12 protein-coding genes are annotated in these 17,172 nt (G+C 69.2%); 7 read left to right on the forward strand and 5 right to left on the reverse strand.

Going from position 1 to position 17,172, the window contains the following annotated elements:
- Window positions 1–11: 11 nt before the first annotated feature.
- The 3 genes from E3U25_RS24530 to E3U25_RS24540 are packed head-to-tail and all read right to left on the reverse strand — an operon-like array spanning window position 12 to window position 2,817.
- Entirely contained in the window at window positions 12–1,046 is a 1,035-nt protein-coding gene (locus E3U25_RS24530) for an iron ABC transporter permease (RefSeq protein WP_116222474.1), read from the reverse strand.
- Window positions 1,043–2,041, reverse strand: coding sequence for a FecCD family ABC transporter permease (locus E3U25_RS24535; RefSeq protein ID WP_116222475.1), 999 nt, complete (start codon window positions 2,039–2,041; stop codon window positions 1,043–1,045). Before E3U25_RS24535 ends, E3U25_RS24530 begins: the two co-directional genes overlap by 4 nt.
- On the reverse strand, window positions 2,038–2,817 hold the full coding sequence (locus E3U25_RS24540; protein WP_072462915.1) for an ABC transporter ATP-binding protein: 780 nt from the start codon (window positions 2,815–2,817) through the stop codon (window positions 2,038–2,040). The genes E3U25_RS24535 and E3U25_RS24540 overlap by 4 nt, the downstream gene beginning before the upstream one ends.
- An 89-nt stretch (window positions 2,818–2,906) precedes the next feature.
- On the opposite strand from E3U25_RS24540, the gene E3U25_RS24545 reads away from it, so the two are divergent.
- Window positions 2,907–4,148 (forward strand): NtaA/DmoA family FMN-dependent monooxygenase, encoded by a 1,242-nt coding sequence (locus tag E3U25_RS24545; protein WP_072462914.1) that lies wholly within the window; start codon window positions 2,907–2,909, stop codon window positions 4,146–4,148.
- Here E3U25_RS24545 and E3U25_RS24550 read toward each other — a convergent pair.
- On the reverse strand, window positions 4,088–9,802 hold the full coding sequence (locus E3U25_RS24550; RefSeq protein ID WP_166435570.1) for a non-ribosomal peptide synthetase: 5,715 nt from the start codon (window positions 9,800–9,802) through the stop codon (window positions 4,088–4,090). The genes E3U25_RS24545 and E3U25_RS24550 overlap by 61 nt on opposite strands.
- Window positions 9,803–9,901: 99 nt before the next feature.
- Between E3U25_RS24550 and E3U25_RS24555 the strand changes: the two genes are divergently transcribed.
- The 4 genes from E3U25_RS24555 to E3U25_RS24570 all read left to right on the forward strand — a co-directional run bounded on the left by E3U25_RS24555 (window position 9,902) and on the right by E3U25_RS24570 (window position 15,400).
- Window positions 9,902–10,150: a phosphopantetheine-binding protein gene (locus tag E3U25_RS24555; RefSeq protein WP_036697886.1), complete on the forward strand. Its 249-nt coding sequence runs from the start codon at window positions 9,902–9,904 to the stop codon at window positions 10,148–10,150.
- A gap of 252 nt (window positions 10,151–10,402) precedes the next feature.
- Window positions 10,403–12,205, forward strand: a complete 1,803-nt coding sequence (locus E3U25_RS24560) for an ABC transporter ATP-binding protein (protein WP_083539174.1) — start codon at window positions 10,403–10,405, stop codon at window positions 12,203–12,205.
- Window positions 12,202–13,989 (forward strand): ABC transporter ATP-binding protein, encoded by a 1,788-nt coding sequence (locus E3U25_RS24565; RefSeq protein WP_072462911.1) that lies wholly within the window; start codon window positions 12,202–12,204, stop codon window positions 13,987–13,989. Before E3U25_RS24560 ends, E3U25_RS24565 begins: the two co-directional genes overlap by 4 nt.
- 478 nt (window positions 13,990–14,467) lie before the next feature.
- Window positions 14,468–15,400: an IS5-like element ISPpa8 family transposase gene (locus E3U25_RS24570; RefSeq protein ID WP_028713484.1), complete on the forward strand. Its 933-nt coding sequence runs from the start codon at window positions 14,468–14,470 to the stop codon at window positions 15,398–15,400.
- A 94-nt stretch (window positions 15,401–15,494) separates the two neighbouring features.
- Here the strand turns inward: E3U25_RS24570 and E3U25_RS24575 are convergent, their stop codons facing one another.
- Window positions 15,495–15,977: a putative pterin-binding protein gene (locus tag E3U25_RS24575; protein ID WP_083539298.1), complete on the reverse strand. Its 483-nt coding sequence runs from the start codon at window positions 15,975–15,977 to the stop codon at window positions 15,495–15,497.
- Between the two features lie 136 nt (window positions 15,978–16,113).
- Here E3U25_RS24575 and E3U25_RS24580 point away from each other — a divergent pair, with 136 nt between their 5' ends.
- Together E3U25_RS24580 and E3U25_RS24585 are read left to right on the forward strand one after the other, a co-directional pair.
- Entirely contained in the window at window positions 16,114–16,593 is a 480-nt protein-coding gene (locus tag E3U25_RS24580) for a hypothetical protein (RefSeq protein ID WP_072463934.1), read from the forward strand.
- Window position 16,594: 1 nt separating this feature from the next.
- The gene (locus E3U25_RS24585) at window positions 16,595–17,167 is read left to right on the forward strand and encodes a hypothetical protein (RefSeq protein WP_011749576.1); all 573 of its coding nucleotides are present in this window, start codon (window positions 16,595–16,597) and stop codon (window positions 17,165–17,167) included.
- Window positions 17,168–17,172 lie beyond the last annotated feature (5 nt).

Genomic DNA, 17,172 nt, shown 5'->3' on the forward strand with positions numbered 1-17,172 from the left:
CGTCCTCCTTTTCAGCTTGAACTCATCCGCAGGAACAGCCGCATCCGCATCGCCAGCACGAAAAGCGGCGCGCCCAGCGTCACCAGGACCAGCCCGACCGGCAGGCCGATATCGGTGCCGGCGTTGCGCGCCAGCATGTCGGCCGCCGTGACCAGCAGCCCGCCGGTCAGCGCCGCCAGCACCAGACGCGCCCGGCCCGAGGCGGGCGACAGCGCCGCCGCCAGCTGCGGCGCCATGACCCCGAGGAACATCAGCGGCCCCACCGCCGTCAAGGCGGCCGAGCTCAGCAGCACCGCGACGATCAGGACCGCCACCCGCGCCCGTGCCGCATCCAGCCCCAGCGCCATCGCCATGGGCGTGCCGAGGTCGACCAGCCGCAGCGCCCGGCCAAGCAGCAGGATGGCGATCGGGCTGGCGGCGAACCATGGCGCCAGCATCGTCACCCGCGGCCAGTCGGCCAGGGCCAGCGACCCGGCCATCCAGCCGGCCAGCGCATGCGAGGTCTCGGGCGGGGTATAGAGGACCAGCACCGCCGTCACCGCCGAAAGCGTCGATTCCAGCGCAATGCCCATCAGCAGCACGGCCAGCCCGCCGGCATGGCCGCGGACCAGCGCCAGCAGCAGCGCCGCGACCGCAAGGCCGCCCAGCAGCGCCGCGCCCGGCAGCCAGGCCGGCGGCAGGCCGGGGGCCAGCACGGTCAGGACCATGATCGCCACCATCGCGCCCTGCGACAGGCCCAGCAGGCCCGGATCGGCCAGCGGATTGCGGGCCAGCGATTGCAGCATGGCGCCGGCCAGCGCCACCGACCAGCCCGCCATGAAGCCCAGAAGCAGGCGCGGCAGCCGCACCTGGTAAAGCGCGAAGGCCTGATCCGCATCCAGCGGCGCCAGCAGGTCCAGCCGCGTCTCGCCCCAGGACAGCGAAACCGCCCCCAGCCCCAGGCTCGCCAGCGTCAGGGCCAGCGCGGCGGCCAGATTCGCCAGTCCGATCTGCATCCCGCCCGGCAGGCGCAGCACGCGGCGGCCGTCCAGGGCGCGGCTGCTCATGCCTCGGCTCCGCGCAGGTAGAAGCGGCGCACCATCAGCATGAAGGCGATGCCGCCCAGAAGCTCCAGCACGACGCCGGTATGCAGCGCCAAGGGGGCAAGCGCCATGCGCGCGATCAGGTCGGCCAGCAGGCACAGGCAGGCCCCGGCCAGGGCGCAGCCCGGCAGCAGCGCCCCGAAGCGCGGGCCGGTCAGCGGCCGCACCAGATGCGGCACCACCAGTCCCAGAAACCCCAGCGGTCCGCAGATCGCCACCGCCGAGGCCGAGGCCAGCACCGCCGCCCCCAGCGCCAGAAGTTGCGTGCGCGCCACGTCGATGCCCAGCGAGGCGGCCTTCTCGGCCCCCAGCGCCAGCAGCGACAGCCGGCGGGCCAGCAGCAGCATCGCCGCCATGCCAAGCGCCGCCAGCCCCCAGAAATCCGCCAGCCTTTCGGCATGGACATGGCTGACATTGCCGCCCAGCCAGCCCAGGTAATCCTGCCGCAGCGCCGGATCGGACAGCAGCAGCGCCTGCGTCAGCCCGCCCAGGAACATCGAGACGATCGCGCCGGACAGGATCAGCGCCAGCCCGCGCGGATCATGCGCATGGCCGGCCAGCCGCGCGACGCCGAGGCTGGCCAGGAAGCCCAGGCCGCCGCCCGCCAGCGCGGCCGATCCCTGCGCCCGCGGCTCCAGCCCCAGCAGGAAGGCGCCGGCCACCACCGCCAGCGCCGCCCCGGCATTGATCCCGACCAGCGAGGGCGAGGCCAGGGGATTGCGCAGCACGCCCTGCAGGACCGCCCCCGACATGGACAGCGCCGCCCCGGCCAGCATGGCGATCTGCGCGCGCGGCAGGCGCTGGTAGATCACGATGACATCCGCCTGCCGCGTCTCGTCAAAGCGGGCCAGCGCGGCCCAGATCCCCGAGGGCGGGATCCAGCTTTCGCCCGCCGACAGCGCCAGCAGCAGGCAAAGCGCCAGCGCCAGCACCGCAAGGACCGAAAAGCCGCGCCTCATGCGCTGGGCTCCGGCAGGGCGGGCAGGCAGATCCGCCGCCCCTCGTGGCGGATGACCTGCGCGTCTAGGTCGAAGACCTCGCGCAGGTTCGCGGCGTTCAGGACCTCGGCCACCGGCCCCGAGGCGCGGGCCTCTCCCCCCGACATCATCACCACCTCGTCGGCGAAGCTCAGCGCCAGGTTCAGGTCGTGCAGGACCGAGACCACCGTGCGGCCATGGCGCCGCGTCAGGTCGCGCACCAGCCCCAGCAGGGCATATTGATAGGTGACGTCCAGGTGGTTCACCGGCTCATCCATCAGCACGACGGGCGTGTCCTGCGCCAGCACCATGGCGATGAAGGCGCGCTGCCGCTGGCCGCCGGACAGGGCGTTGACCGGCAGATGCGCCTGATCCTGCAGCCCGACGATGCGCAGCGCCTCGCGAAACAGCAGCCGGTCGCGGTCGTCCGGCCCGGCGAAAAGCCCCTGCCGGGCATGGCCGCCCATCTCGACCAGCTCGCCCAGGGTCAGGTAGTCGGGGCAATGGTTCTCTTGCGGCAGCCAGGCGATGCGCCGTGCCAGCGCCCGGCGCGGGATGCGCGCCATGGGCACGCCGTCCAGCGTGACGCGGCCGGCCTGGGGACGCAGAAAGCCCATCACCGCCTTCAGCAGCGTCGATTTGCCGCAGCCGTTCGGCCCGACCAGCGCGGTGAAGCGCCCTGGCGCAAAACAGGCGTCCAGCCCGCGAATGACCGGCTTTCGGCCATAGCCGACCGTCAGGCCCTGGATGCGGATCACGTTTTCACTCCGGCTGGCAATCGCGTCCTCCGGTTCGTAAAGTAAAACACTCGGAATTATCCAGACGCAATTTTCACGAGGAGCATGCGATGGCGCGGATGCTGCATATCGGTCTGGCCCTTGCCCGGACCTGGGGGCCGCCGCCGGCCCCGGACCAGGCGCTGGCGCTGGATTGCGCGCTGGCGGTCCGGGCCGAGGCCGCGCATCTGGATTTCGTCTTCAAGCCAGACAGCCTTTACATCGACCCGAAGGGGGCGGGGCCGCGCATCGCGCGGGCGGCGCTGGATCCGACGCTGGTGCTGACCGCCGTGGCCGGGGCGACGCGGCGGATCGGGCTGGTCACGACGGTCTCGACCAGTTTCAATCCGCCCTATGTCGCCGCGCGGCAATTGCAGACGCTGAACTGGCTCAGCAACGGCCGGGCGGGCTGGAACATCGTCACCGCGCTGGATGGAGAGCGGAATTTCGGCCTTGCCGCCATGCCCTCGGCGGCCGAGCGTTACGCCCGCGCGGCCGAGTTCACCGATGTCGTGCGCCGCCTTTGGGACAGCCACGGTGCCGAAGGGCTGGCGGCCATCGACCATTGCGGCGCCTTCTATCAGGTCGAGGGGCCGCTGAACGTGCCGCGCCATCCCGCGCGCGTCGCGCTGTTCCAGGCCGGCGCCTCGGCCGAGGGCCGCGGCTTCGCCGCCTCGGTCGCCGATGCGATCTTCGCCTCGGTCCCCGACCCTGCCGCGGGGCAAGAGCTGCGGTCGGACCTGCAGCGCCGGGCCCGCGCCGCCGGCCGCGACGACGCGCCGCGGCTGCTGCCGGGCTTTCACGCCTATCTGGCGCCCAGCCGGAGCGAGGCGCAGGAGATGTTCCGCGAGGCGCAGGCCCGCCGCGATCCTGCCGCGCTGCGGGCCAAGCTGGGGGCGCTGGTCGGCCGCGACCTGGGCGACTGGCCCGAGGACCGCCCCCTGACCCCCGCGGACCTGCCGGCCGGGGACGCGGCGCTGCGCAGCCGCACCCATTCGGGGCTGCTGCAGCGGCTGATCCGGCAGGAAAGCCCGCCCCTGCGCGACCTGCTGCTGCGCCCCGAGGTCGCCAATTCCGGGCACTGGACCTTCGTCGGCACCCCGGCCGAGGCCTTGGCCGAGATCGCCGCCTGGTCGGATGCCGGGGCCATGGACGGCTTCATCGCCCTGCCGGGCGGCAGCGGGGAATCGCTGGACCTGCTGCTGTCCGAACTGATCCCGGCGCTGGCCGAGGCGCGGCGCTTTCGCCACGCCTATGCCGGAGAGACGCTGGCCGCGCATCTGGGGCTTGCCTCGCCGGCGTCCAGCGGCTGATCGTCCTGCGGCTGTGCAAAGCGGGCCAGCATCGCCTCGACCGCTTGGGTGATCCGGCGGATTTCGGCGGGGCCGTAGCGGTCGGCGCGATGGCTTAGCATGATGCGCAGGCCGGCGGTCTCGTCCGCCACGTCCTCGACGATCTCGAATTGCAGGCCCAGCAGCGATTCCGCCTTGTCGGGGTCGATCTGCCGGTATTCGACGCGGCTGCCGTCCATCAGCGCGATGGCGCCGTTCATCCGGTTCCGGGCGTGGAGCTGGATGAAGACCTCGAACATCTCGTCCAGCCGGGTGACGGGATTGCCGGTCAGCGCCTCACCCACCAGGTCCAGCGGGACCTCGGAATGCGGCAGCGACCGGGCGATGCGGTCGCGCACCTGCGCGATCAGGGCGGCGGGCGTGTCCTGAGCCCCCAGCGCCAGCCGATGCGCGGTCATGGTGGTGAAATAGCCCACCGTGTCGAACCAGGCCGGATCGTTGCGCCCCGAGGCCGAGGTGCCGATCACCAGGTCGCCGATGCCGCCCAGCCGCCCCAGCGCCGCGCCGATCGCCGCATAGGCCGTCGCGAAAAGCGAGGCCGCGTTGCGCCGCGCCGTGGCGTAAAGCCCGCGTGCGACCTCGGCCCGCAGGTCGATCCGGGTCCAGCCGCCCTGCGGGTCCTGCCCGCCCGGCGCAGCGCCGAGGATCGGGCGGGCACGCGGTGCGCCGCGCAGGTGATCCAGCCAGTAGTCCAGATGCGCGCGGTCCGTATCCGCCGCCCTTTGCGCGGCGGCGAAGCGGTGGAAGCCCGGCGGCTGGTCGGGCCAATCCGGCGCCAGCCCCGCCGCGCGCTGGCGATAGGCGTGGCCAAGCTGGTCCATCAGCAGGTTCAGCGACCATTCGTCCAGCACGATATGGTGGAACAGCATGGACAGCACCTGCTCGTCCCCCTCGCGGAAGAAGCGCAGCCGCAGCGGCAATTCGCGGGCAAGGTCGAAGACATGGCCGGCCTCGGTCCGGCGGTTTGCCTCGCCCGCCTCGGCGCTGGTCCAGAACCAGCGATAATTGCCCAGCCGCTCGACCGGGACCACTTCTTGCAGCGGCTGGCCGTTTTCCTCGCGGAAATGGCTGCGCAGCACGGGATGGCGGCGGATCAGGTCGCCGAAGGCCAGCCCGAAGACCGCTTCGTCCACCGGGGTCGGGAAACGCAGGGCAAAGGGCAGATTGAAGATGCCGCCATAGCCGAAGGCGGCATAGGCCTTCCACAGCGATTGCTGCGCCAGCGACAGGGGCGCCGCCTGGGGCCCGGCCGCGTCGTCCCCGGCTGCGGGCATCGGTGCGGCCGGCGCGCTGCGGGTGGCGATCCCGGCCAGCGCGAGGGCGGTCGGATGGCGGAAGATGTCGGTGAAGCGCAGGGCGATGCCATGCTCGGCCTGCAGCCTGCCGATGATCCGGGTCGCGACCAGCGAATGCCCGCCATGGTCGAAGAAATCGTCCTCGGGCCCCATTCCGGGCGCGCCGAGCGCCTCGCGGAAGGCGGCGAGGATCAGGCCCGTCAGCGCGTCCGCGGGTTCGTCGGCCGGCACCTTCGGCGCCAGGACGGGCCCGGGGCCGGGCTGGCCCGCGATCTGGCGCGCGCGGCGGCGGTCGGGCTTGCCGTTGGCCGACAGCGGCAGCGCCGGGATTGCAAGGATGCGGTCGGGAAGGTGCGATTGCGGCAGCCGCTCGCGCAGGAAGGCGCGCAGCGCGGCCGGTTCGGGCAGGTCGCGGCCGGCGACCAGCGCGGCCAGCACCGTCTCGCCCCGCGCGTCGGGAATGTCTACGACCAGGGCCTGCGCGACGGCGGGATGGGCGGCCAGCTCCGCCTCGACGTCGGCCAGCGAGATGCGCACGCCGCGCACCTTGACATAGCCGTTCACCCGGCTGTCGAACAGGATGGTGCCGTCGCCGCGCAGCCGACCCAGGTCGCCGCTGCGAAAGGCGCGGATGCCCTCGACCTCGGTGAAGTCGGTCTGTTCCAGCGCGCCGTCGCGCAGATAGCCGAGCGCCAGGTTCACGCCCGTGGTGTGGATGCGGCCGGCCACGCCCTCGGGGCAGGGTTCGCCCTGCGGGTTCAGCAGCAGGTAGCGGTTGCCGGGCAGGGCGCGGCCATAGGGGATGATGCGGTCGTCCTCGGGGCCGATCCGGTGCCAGATGCTCCAGATCGTGGTCTCGGTCGGGCCGCCCAGCGACCACAGCGCCGCATCGGGCCGCAGCCGGCGCAGCCGGTCGATCACCGCCGGCTTGATGTAGTCGCCGCCCTGTGCCACCAGCCGCAGCGAGGTCAGCCCGTCATCCGGCGCGCAGGCCAGCAGCATCTCGACGATGGCGGGGACCGAGCACCAGACGGTCACGCCGTGGTCGCGCACCAGACGGTTCCAGGCAAGGGCGTCCTTTTCCTCGGCCGGCGCGGGCATGACCAGCCGCGCGCCGGCGGCCAGGGTGCCGAACAGGTCGAAGACCGACATGTCGTGATGCAGCGGCGTGACCGAGATCACCGCGTCCTCGGCCCCGATCCCCCAGGCATCCAGCGTATGGCCGATGACATTCGCGGTGGCGCGGTTGTTCAGCACCACGCATTTCGGCCGCCCGGTGGTGCCCGAGGTGTAAAGGTAATAGGCCGCCGCCTCGGAGCGGGACAGCGCGGCCAGCCCCTGCGGGATCGGGGCCGGGTCATGCGCTTCGAGGGTGCGGGGCGAGGCCAGCGGCCAGCCGGGCAGGTCGGTCCCGGCCACGACCAGCCGCGGCGCGGAATTGCGCAGCAGGTAGTCGCGCCGCTCGGGCGGCGCGGCGGCGTCGATGGGCACCCAGACCAGCCCCGAGAAGGCGCAGGCCAGCGTCAGCACCAGATGCTCGGGTCCGCGCGGCAGGCAGATCGCGACCACGTCGCCCGGCGCGAGCCCGCGCGCGGCCAGCCCGGCCATCACGCGCCGCACCCGCAGGCCAAGCGCGCCGTAGCTGGTGCGGCGGGTGTCGCAGATCAGGGCCGTGCGGTCGGGATCGCCGCCGAACAGCTGCGCGGCGATGCGCTCCAGATGGCCGGGGCCGGCATGTTCCGCCCCGGCGGGGGCCGCGGGTAGCGGCGGCAGGAAATCGGCGCCGGCCAGGGTCAGCTCGTCCCGTCCGGCCAGGGCGGCAAAGGCGCGGGCGGCGGCGTCCAGCAACGCGCCGACGACCGCAGGCTCCAGCGCCTGCTCGACGTGATCGGCTTGCAGCAGCAGCGCGCCGTCCGCATCCAGCGACAGCCGCAGGTCCAGCGCGACCTGCGGGGTCTGCACCAGCCCGTCCACCAGCCGCAGCCCGGCATCGGCGGGCACCCGGTCCCAGCCCATGCCGTTGGTCAGCACCACCGGCAGCGCGATCCGACCGCCGTTCTGCGCCAGCAGCAGCCGGCTGAGGCCGACCCCCGACAGACCGGGATGCGCCATGCCCTCCAGCAGGTCCTCCTGCAGCCGGCGGGCATGGTCCAGGAAGCCGCCCCGGTCGGCGCGATAGTCGACGGCGATGAAGGACGAGCGGTTGGCCAGCGCCCCGCCCGGCGGCGGCGCCACCGGCACCGCGACGCAGGGTGCAAGGTCCGGGGTCCAGCGCGCCAGCACCTCCAGCACCACGGCCATGGCGATGCTGTTGCGGGTCAGCTTCTGCGCCGCGGCCAGCCGGGCCAGGCGAGCCAGCTGCTCGCGCGGGATCCGGCGGCTGTCGCGGCGCCAGCGCGGGCGGTCGATGCCCTCCGGCGGTTGCCGCCAGGGCAGGCGCGGCGGCCCCTCGACCCCGGCCAGGCGCGCGCGCCACCAGTCGGCATCGGCGGCGCGGTCGGATTGTTCGGGCGGCGGCTCGGGCAGGGCGGAGGCCGGCGGCAACCCGGGCGCCATCAGTTCGGCGATCACCTGCGCGATCCCGGCGCCGTCCAGCGCCAGGGCGTCCATCTTGACCAGCAAAGCCTGTTCCCAGGGCCGGGGCAATTGCACCAGCACCAGCCGCCACAGCAACCCGTCCAGCGGCAGCGGTGCGCGGGCGAATTCGTCCTGCAGGGCAGAGAGCTGCGCCTCGGCCTCATCGACGGCCAGTCCCGAAAGGTCGATCCGTTCCAGCGGCGGCTCGGCTTCGTCCAGCACGCGCAGCGCGGAATGCTCCGGGTCGAGCCGGCAGCGCAGCGCCTCGTGCCGCTCGATCAGCGCCTTGGCCCGAAGCGCCGGGGCTTCGGCATCCAGCGGGCCGCGATAGCAGCGATATTCCTGCATGGCGGTGCGGCCCAGCGGCAGCTCGGCCTCGCGGCCCAGCAGATAGGCCTTTTGCAGCTCGCCCAGCCGCCGCATCCGCATCGGTGCCGGCAGCCAGTCCGACAGCGGCGCCGCCGCCAGATCGGGCGCATCGGCCAGCCGGCACAGCGCCGCGTGGCAGGCATCGAAAGCGGTGCGGACCCAGTCGCCGGGCAGCGCGTCAAGCCGCAGGTCCCAGTTCAGCAGCACGCCCTCGGCCAGCGATGCGACCTGCACGTCCAGCGCAACCTGCGGCGCCTGCGAGACGCTCCAGACCAGTCGCCCGAACAGCCGGCCGACGCGAGGGCTCAGTAGTTGGCGCTGCGCCCCGTCCAGGTCGAGCCCGCTGGTAAAGACCACCGGCGCGGATTCCATGTCCTGGCCGCCGCGTGACATCTCGCGCAGCACGGCGACGCCGGGGCAGGCCTGATGCGACAGCGCCTCGGCGATCTCGCGCCCTGCCTCGCGCGCCAGTCCGGCCAGCGTGGCCTCGGGCCCGACCCGCAGGCCGAGTGGCAGGATATTGGTGAAATCCCCGACCAGCCGCGAGGCGCCGCGCATCACCGGGGCGCGGAAGAAGCCCGGCAGCGTCAGGCGAAAGGCCCGGTCGCCCGTCGCCCGCGCCAGCACGGCGGCAAAGACCGCCAGGTAAAGCGCGGTCTGCGTGACCCGCAATTCACGCGCAAGCCCCCGCAGCGCCGCGGCCTGCGCCGGCGGCAGCAGGGCCGAGATCCGGGTGCTTTCCGGCGCGGCCGCCCCGTCGCGCAGCGGCAGCGAGGGCGCCGGCGGCATGTCGCGCAGCCGCGCCCGCCACCAGTCCCGATCCGCCGCCTCGGCCGCCGGGTCGGGGGGCAGCCGGCCCAGATAGTCGAAATAGCAGCCTTCGGGTTCCTCGACCGCAGCGATCCCGGCCGGGTCTTCGTAAAGCCGGGCCAGGTCGTCCATGATCAGCCCGAAGCAGGAGGGATCGGCCGCGATCATGTCCAGGTCGACATGCAGCCGCTGCTCGTCGCCCGGCAGCAGGCTGAGCAGGAATTCCGCCGCCTCGCCCGAGGCGATGTCCAGCCGCTGATGCGTCATCCGCCGCCGCGTCGCGGCCAGCCGTGCCTGCGCCTGATCCGGCGCCAGCGCCCGCAGATCCTCGACCCGCAGGGCGTGGCGGTCGTCCAGCGGCTGGATCACCTGCTGGCCTGCGGCCGTGACCCGCAGCCGCAGCATGGGGTGCCGGCGGAACAGCCCGCGCACCGCGCGGTCCAGCCGCTGCGGCTCCAGCCCTTGCGGCTGGAATTCGGTATGCAGATGCGCGGATACGCCGCCGCCCGGCCCCTTCCAATCGCGCCCGGTCCAATAGGCTGCCTGCATGGCGGTCAGGTCCATGTTCATCCCCTTGCGTCTGGCGATAGTGGTTGATAAAAATACTCAACTAATGGCGGTGTCAAGGAAAGGCTTGGCCGCGCAGCACAGGACGGGATCGAAATGAACGACATCGGATCTATCGAAACGCTCGGCCGGGCATGGCTGGAAACGCGTGTGCAGGCGCTTGTCCCCGACGAGGCGGAGATTGGTTCCGATGAAAACCTGCTGTTCCTCGGGCTGGATTCGCTGTCGGTGCTGAAGCTGGTCGCCGAACTGAAGCAGGCGGGCATCACGGTCAGCGCGCGGGAACTGCTTCAGGAGCCCAGCATCGAGGGCTGGTGGCGCCTGATCCAGGCGCGGCGGCCCTAGATCATGACCTGCGATCTGGTTGACGGGTTTGCTCGGGCAGGCGGTCCGCAACGCCCGCGTGACCTGCATGGTATCGAACCGGATGGTGTCCATGGCTGTGTCCACGACTTTTTCGACGAACGCATATCGATGTAGCAAGATGGTCAACCACCGGGTCGATGGAACCAATCTGCCGACGGGTTCTGACCTGCCCGGCCCAAGAGCCCGGATATCCCCTATCCGGCCCCAATGCAGTTCAAGGGAGCATGACGCATGAGAGCTGCCAGCCATGCCGCAAGGCCAGAGCGCGGGGATGACGACGACCGGGCCTGGGCCATCATGGAACCCGTACGTCGCCAGATCCGCCTTGCCATGGGGTTGGGCGCGGTCTCCGGGCTGGCGGTCCTCGCCACGATGATCTGCCTGGCGATGACGGTGCTGGCGCTGCGCAATCATCCGGGCCAGGTGCCGTGGGTCTGGATGCTGGGTGCTTTGGTGGGGACGGTCGCCAGCTATCTGACCCGGCTGGGTGCGTTCAATCAATCCCACTATGCCGCCTTCCGGCTGGAGCGTATCCTGCGAAGCCGTCTGGCCGAGCGGATGGCGGAGGTTCCCCTGGGCTATATCCAGGCCCAGGGTGCCGGCGGGCTGACCAAGGTAATCCATGACGACGTCAAGGCCTTGCACGTCTTCGTCGCTGACAGCACGCCGCTTTATGCCCGCGCCTATGTCACGCCGCTGGCCACGGCGGCGATCCTGCTCTGGCTCGACTGGCGGATGGCGCTCGCGGTGCTGGCGGTTCTGGGCCTGGGCATCCTGTCGATGCGTGGCGCGCAGAAGCGCCGACGCAACATGGCGCGGCTTTACAACGAAGCGCGCGAGAAGGTCAGCGCGGCGGTGGTCGAGTTCGTCCAGGCGATGCCGGTGGTCCGCAATTTCGACACCGGCCACTCCAGCTTTGGCCGGTATCAGCAGGCGCTTGACGCCTATCTGGCGGTGCTGGCGCGGTGGTATCGCGATTCCGGCCGTTCGGTCCGCATGACCTGGGCAATCCTCAGCCCGCTTCCGACGCTGGCCGTCGTGCTGTGGCTGGGGCTCTGGCGGGTCCGGGAGGGCGACCTCGACGCGGTGCGGTGGCTGGCAATTCTTCTGCTATGCACCGGGATGGCCGAGTCGGTCATGCCGATGATGATGCTGCGCCACATGATCGACAAGGTGCGGCTGTCGATCGCGCGCATCCATGACGTGCTGGCCGCGCCGCTGCTGCCGGTCCCGGCGCAGGGCCACTTGCGCCGGCCGGCGGATTCCAGCGTGGTCTTCGACGATGTGAGCTTTCGCTATGGCCCTGACGAGACCGAGGTGCTGCGCCATGTCAGTTTCGTTGCCGCACCCGGCAGCGTGACGGCGCTGGTCGGACCGTCCGGCGCGGGCAAAAGCACCGTTGCGCGGCTGATCCCGCGGTTCTGGGACGTGACCGGCGGCCGCATCCTGATCGGCGGGGTCGATATTCGCGACATGGGCGCCGACGACCTCATGCGGCAGGTGGCCTTCGTCTTTCAGGATACCTTCCTGTTTTCCGACAGCATCGCCGAGAATATCAGGCTCGGTCGTCCCGATGCGACCGATGAAGAGGTGATCGCCGCGGCCCGCGCCGCGCAGGCGCATGATTTCATCGCGGCACTGCCCCAAGGTTACGACACGCCGGCCGGCGAGCGGGGCGGGCTGCTGTCGGGCGGCCAGCGACAGCGCATCACCATCGCACGTGCGATTCTGCAGAACCGGCCCGTCCTCGTCCTGGACGAAGCGACGGCCTTTGCAGATTCGGAAAACGAGGCCGCGCTGATCCGTGCGCTTGGCGAACTCACCCGTGGCAAGACGGTGATCACGGTCACCCACCGCCTGCAAAGCATCGTCCATGCCGACCAGATCCTGGTCTTCGATGCGGGCCGGCTTGTCCAGACGGGTCGCCACCACGACCTGCTGGCGCAGCCGGGGCGCTATGCACGGCTTTGGGCCAGCCATGCCGAGGCGCAGGCATGGACCCTGGGACACATGAGGAAGGGAGCCGCCGAATGACCGGGCGCACCATCCCGGCCGGCCGCCCCGGCCCAACCGCGATCCGCGAGACCTGGCGCCAACTGCAGTACAGCGTGGGCGAGGACGCCCCGCGCTTGCGGGCGGTCATTCTCGGCCTCTTGCTTGCCGCAGCGTTGCAGGGACTGGCGCTGGCGGCCATCGCGCCGCTCCTTGTCGCCGCCTTCGACGGCAGGGACTGGCTGGGTGCACTGCGCTGGCTGGGGATCTGCACGATCCTCATGATCGCGGCGACGGCAACAAGATGGTGGGCGCAGGGCTTCGACTTCAACGGCCGCATGGCCGCGGCCACGCATCGTGTCCGGCTGCGGTTGGGCGAGCAGATGCGGCGCATGCCGCTGGAGACGCTGCACGGCCACCGCACCGGCGAGCTGAACTCGATGGTCATCAACAACGTCGATGAAAACCTTCTGACCACGCTGACCATTCTCAACCTGATCTTCATCTCGGTCGTCACGCCGCTGGTGACGGGGCTGGCGCTATTGGCGTTGGACTGGCGGGCGGGGCTGCTGATCCTGGTCGTGTTTCCCGCCATCCTGCCTTTGTATCGCTGGCGCCGGCCCGCGATCGGACGCGGCAAGCGCATTCTGGGCGCCGCCCACCAGCAGGCGAATGCGGATGTGCTGGAATACACGCAGGGCTTGCCCGTGTTGCGCGCCGCGTTGCAGGCCGGAGCGCGCGCCGGCAGGCTTGAACGGACATTCCGCAAGCTCGAGGAGATCCAGATCTACGGGCATCGCAAGGGAGAAAAGCCGAATCTCATCGTCTCGACCGTCGTCGAGGTCGGGCTGGTCCTGATGCTTGGGCTCGGCGTGGCCTACGTGGTCGCGGGGACGATGGATCTCGCGCTTTTCGCCGCGCTTCTGGTGATCGTGGTGCGGCTGTCCGAGCCGCTGGCGACCTTCATCCTCTATACCGCGATCCTGGAACTGGTCGAGGCAGCCCTGGACCGGATCAAGGCGCTGCTTGCCATTGCCCCCCTGGATCAGGCATTGCCCGCGCGAACGCCGGCACACTGCGGCATCAGATTCGAAGCTGCCAGCTTTGCCTATGCAGGGGCCGATGCCCCGGCCCTGCGCGATGTCGATCTGACGATCCCCGAGGGCAGCCTGACCGCACTGGTCGGTCCCTCGGGATCGGGCAAGACCACGCTGGCGCGACTGATCCTGCGCCACGCCGATCCCCAGAAGGGCCGCATCCTGATCGGCGGGGCGGATCTGCGCCAGATCCCCGAGAGCGCCCTGCGCGGGATGCTGTCCGTGGTGTTCCAGGACGTGCATCTGTTCAACGACACCGTCATGGCCAATATCCGCATGGCCCGCCCAGACGCGACCGAGGCCGAGGTCCGCGAGGCAGCCCGTGCCGCGCAATGCCTCGATTTCATCGAGCGGCTTCCGCTTGGCTGGAATACGCCCCTGGGCGAGATCGGCAGCCGCCTGTCAGGCGGGGAGCGTCAGCGCATCTCGATCGCGCGCGCGCTTTTGAAGGACGCGCCGATCCTGATCCTGGACGAGCCTACCGCGGCGCTGGATACCGAAAGCGAACGCGCCGTTCAGCGCGCCATTGATGCCGTCGTGCGCGACCGCACGGTCATCGTGATCGCCCATCGGCTGTCGACCATCGCCGGCGCGGATCAGATCGCTGTCGTGGATGACGGGCGCGTCGTCCAACTCGGCACGCATTCCGAGCTGCTGGCGCGGCCGGGCCGCTACCGCGCGATGTGGGAGGCGCAGCAGGCGGCGAAGATCTGGTCGGGTCGGGCGTGATTCCAACACCCCCCCGATCATGCAATGATGCGTCGTCAGGAGCCGGAGGTCGCCGCGTCAGGGCGCTGGGGAAGACTCGATCATGCCGGTGCTGCAGCCCCTGCCTGCGCTGATTACTGCTCCGGTGCCGGTTTGCGGGCGATCATCGCCGGCGGCTAATGCAAGGGAACAGGCTGGCCTAAGGCAAGGGGACAGCGGTTGTCGGTGCCTCCAGGCGATGTCCTGTCGGCCGCGTTATTTGCGGGCATTGCCTGCAGAAGGATCATCGCCTGGCCACATCCCAGGCAGGGGTGCATTGCGCCATTGCCGGCGAAGGGCCCATGCCGATGCAAGAGACATGGGTGTTCCCTTGCGCCTGCTCAGCGGTAGCCGATATTCATGACATAATCATGCAGCAGGTTTTCCTCCTCCCGGAGGCTCTGTTGCACAAATCCTGTGAGGGATTCATCTTGTGAATCCAGTATGGTAGCTGGAGGGCATGAGCAGACCCACACCCCCCGCATACAAGACCAGGAACTGGCCCACATATAACGAAGCGCTCAAGCGCCGCGGCTCGCTGACGATCTGGTTTGATCCCTCCATGATCTGGGAGGCTGCGCCGACCGGCAAACGGGGGCGACAGCCCGACTACAGTGACGCAGCCATCCAAACCTGCCTGACGATGAAGGTGTTGTTCGGGATGGCGCTGCGGCAGACGACTGGGTTCGTCGAGAGCTTGCTTCGACTGATCGACCTGAACTGGGCTGTGCCGAACTTCAGCACCCTCAGCCGCCGCCAGAAGACCCTGAAGGTCAACATCCCGTTTCGCGGATCACAAGGGCCGCTGCACCTCTTGATCGACAGCACCGGGATCAAGGTCGAGGGCGAAGGGGAGTGGAACGCGCGCAAGCACGGCGGCACCAAACGCCGCGTCTGGCGCAAGATCCACATCGGAATTGACGAGCAAACGCTGGAAATTAGGGCGGCGGAGTTCACGACCAGCGATGTGGGCGATGCGCCCATGCTGCCCGAATTGCTCGACCAGATTCCGCCTGATCAAGAGATCGCCAGCGTCACCGCTGATGGCGCCTTCGACACGCGCAAATGCCATGACGCCATCGCCGCCCGGGGTGCCGCTGCAATCATTCCACCCCGCAAAAACGCCAAGCCATGGAAGCCCGACTCTGCCGGAGCAATCGCACGGAACGAAGCCCTGCGCGCATCGAAGCGCTTCGGTAGGACGATCTGGCGACGATGGAGCGGCTATCACCGCCGAAGCCGCGTCGAAACGAAGATGCACTGTGTGAAACTGCTGGGTCAGCGCCTCATGGCGCGGGACTTCGACCGCCAGGTCGCGGAGTTCCAGATCCGTGTCGCCGTCCTGAACGGCTTCACCGCACTCGGCATACCCGAAACTCAAGCCGTGGGATGACTCCGTCGGGGGAAAGGGGAACTCTGACCGTCAGTCAATTTGTGCAACAGAGTCCCACCAAGCCACAGATAGCGGGCCCGCCCGCCTGTGCCGGTCATTGCACATGCAGCGCGACAAGCTGCCAGACCCATCGCATGTCATACCGTATATCGGCCAGAACGCCGTGATTGTCGCGCGGATAGACGATCCAGACTGGACCCTTGTCACGCGGGGTCAGAGGCACGTCATCCATGTAAAGCGCGGCTAGAACATCAAACCGGTGAAAATCCTCGACAGGTATATCGACGACATAGTCGTTCAACGCTGTCGCGCGCACACTACTTCCCTCGGCTCCGGCATGGGCGAGGACGTCTCGCATCAGCACACCGCGGAACTCCGGCCTGCCATCTGTGACGCTGGTCGATGTCGAAAACTCATGCCAGTCCATCGTATCGAAATCCGCGCGCGTCATCTCCACTCTGCCGTCCGTGACCGCGCCGGTCAGGGTCAGCAGGACGTCCTCGGCAGCCGCTGGTACGGCCATGAACACAAGTGCCGTCATCAACGCGGTCTGAACGATGTGATACCGCAAGCTCATCACCACAACCCAAAATGAAAACCAGGTTCCGGACTGAACTCTATCACAGGAGACTACATGTTCCCCGTTCAAACGAACGGGGCGGCCAGTCTTGAGCAGAACTAAACTCGGAATCAAACAGTAGGAGGATCTACGCTTGACCATCTTCTCGACCATGCGAAGAGCGGGCATACCTGTTCTGGCCTGTCTTCTGGCGCTGCCGGCGCTGGCCGACGAGCCTGGAGGGCTGGTTACCGGCAGTTTTGGCGATCAGCCGCTGGAGCTGACTGTTGCCCCCGAATTGTCCGGCGCGACGATCATCGGCAACTATGCCGATGCCTCCTTGCTTGCCTCACAGATGGAGGGCGATCAGGGGCCGGTCAATCTGGAACTGACGATCAATGGCGAATTGCCCGCGCCCGGCGAAATGGCGCTGACGATCATCTTTGCGCGCGACATGGGACGGAATTGGACCGGCGATCAGGACAGCCTGACACTGACCCTGGAGGAATTCACGCCGGGCGACGGGATTGTCGCCTTGAAGGGCACGCTCACCGGGCAAGTCAGTGGCGGCCCCTCATCCGAAACCCGGCCCGTCACCTTCAGCTTCGACACCCGGCTTGAAGAGCTTGACTGAGATGGCTGGACCCGCCTTTGCCCGAACTGCGGCCCTGCTGCTGATCGCTACGGCAACCTCAGCACTGGCCGGTGAACCGTCCAACCCGGTCTGCCACGCGGACGTCCATCGCGCCGGTAATTTTGACCTGCGACAGATTGGTCCGCTGATCGCGGGAACGTGGACCGAAGCCGCCATCGGAACGAGTGTGGCAATAGGCGTTCAGGAGAGCACCTTCGAGATCATTTATGATCGGAACCGCAACCGATTGTATCTGGGTTCGGACGGCATTCAGACCGAACTGGTGCCGGTTCGAGGTGGCAACAAGCCGCTGCGCTTTGACTTTGTGCGTGGCGAGGCAATGGACCCGCAGTTTTATATGTTGACTTCAACGGGTTCCGAGCCCGGCGCGGAGCCTTGGGAATGGGCGTTGGTTCAGGATTGCCAGATTGCCTCGGCGCCGCAATTCGAATGGCAATTCGGCACCGGTGCGCGGCGCTCGGACGGGATCATCAGTTTCTTCTCGGCCAATGAGGCGATGGGAACAAAACGCAATTCGGCGCGGGGCGTCCGCGAACAGCTGATCAGCCGATAGGAATG

It is taken from the genome of Paracoccus versutus (genome assembly GCF_029909795.1).
Lineage (GTDB): Bacteria > Pseudomonadota > Alphaproteobacteria > Rhodobacterales > Rhodobacteraceae > Paracoccus > Paracoccus versutus.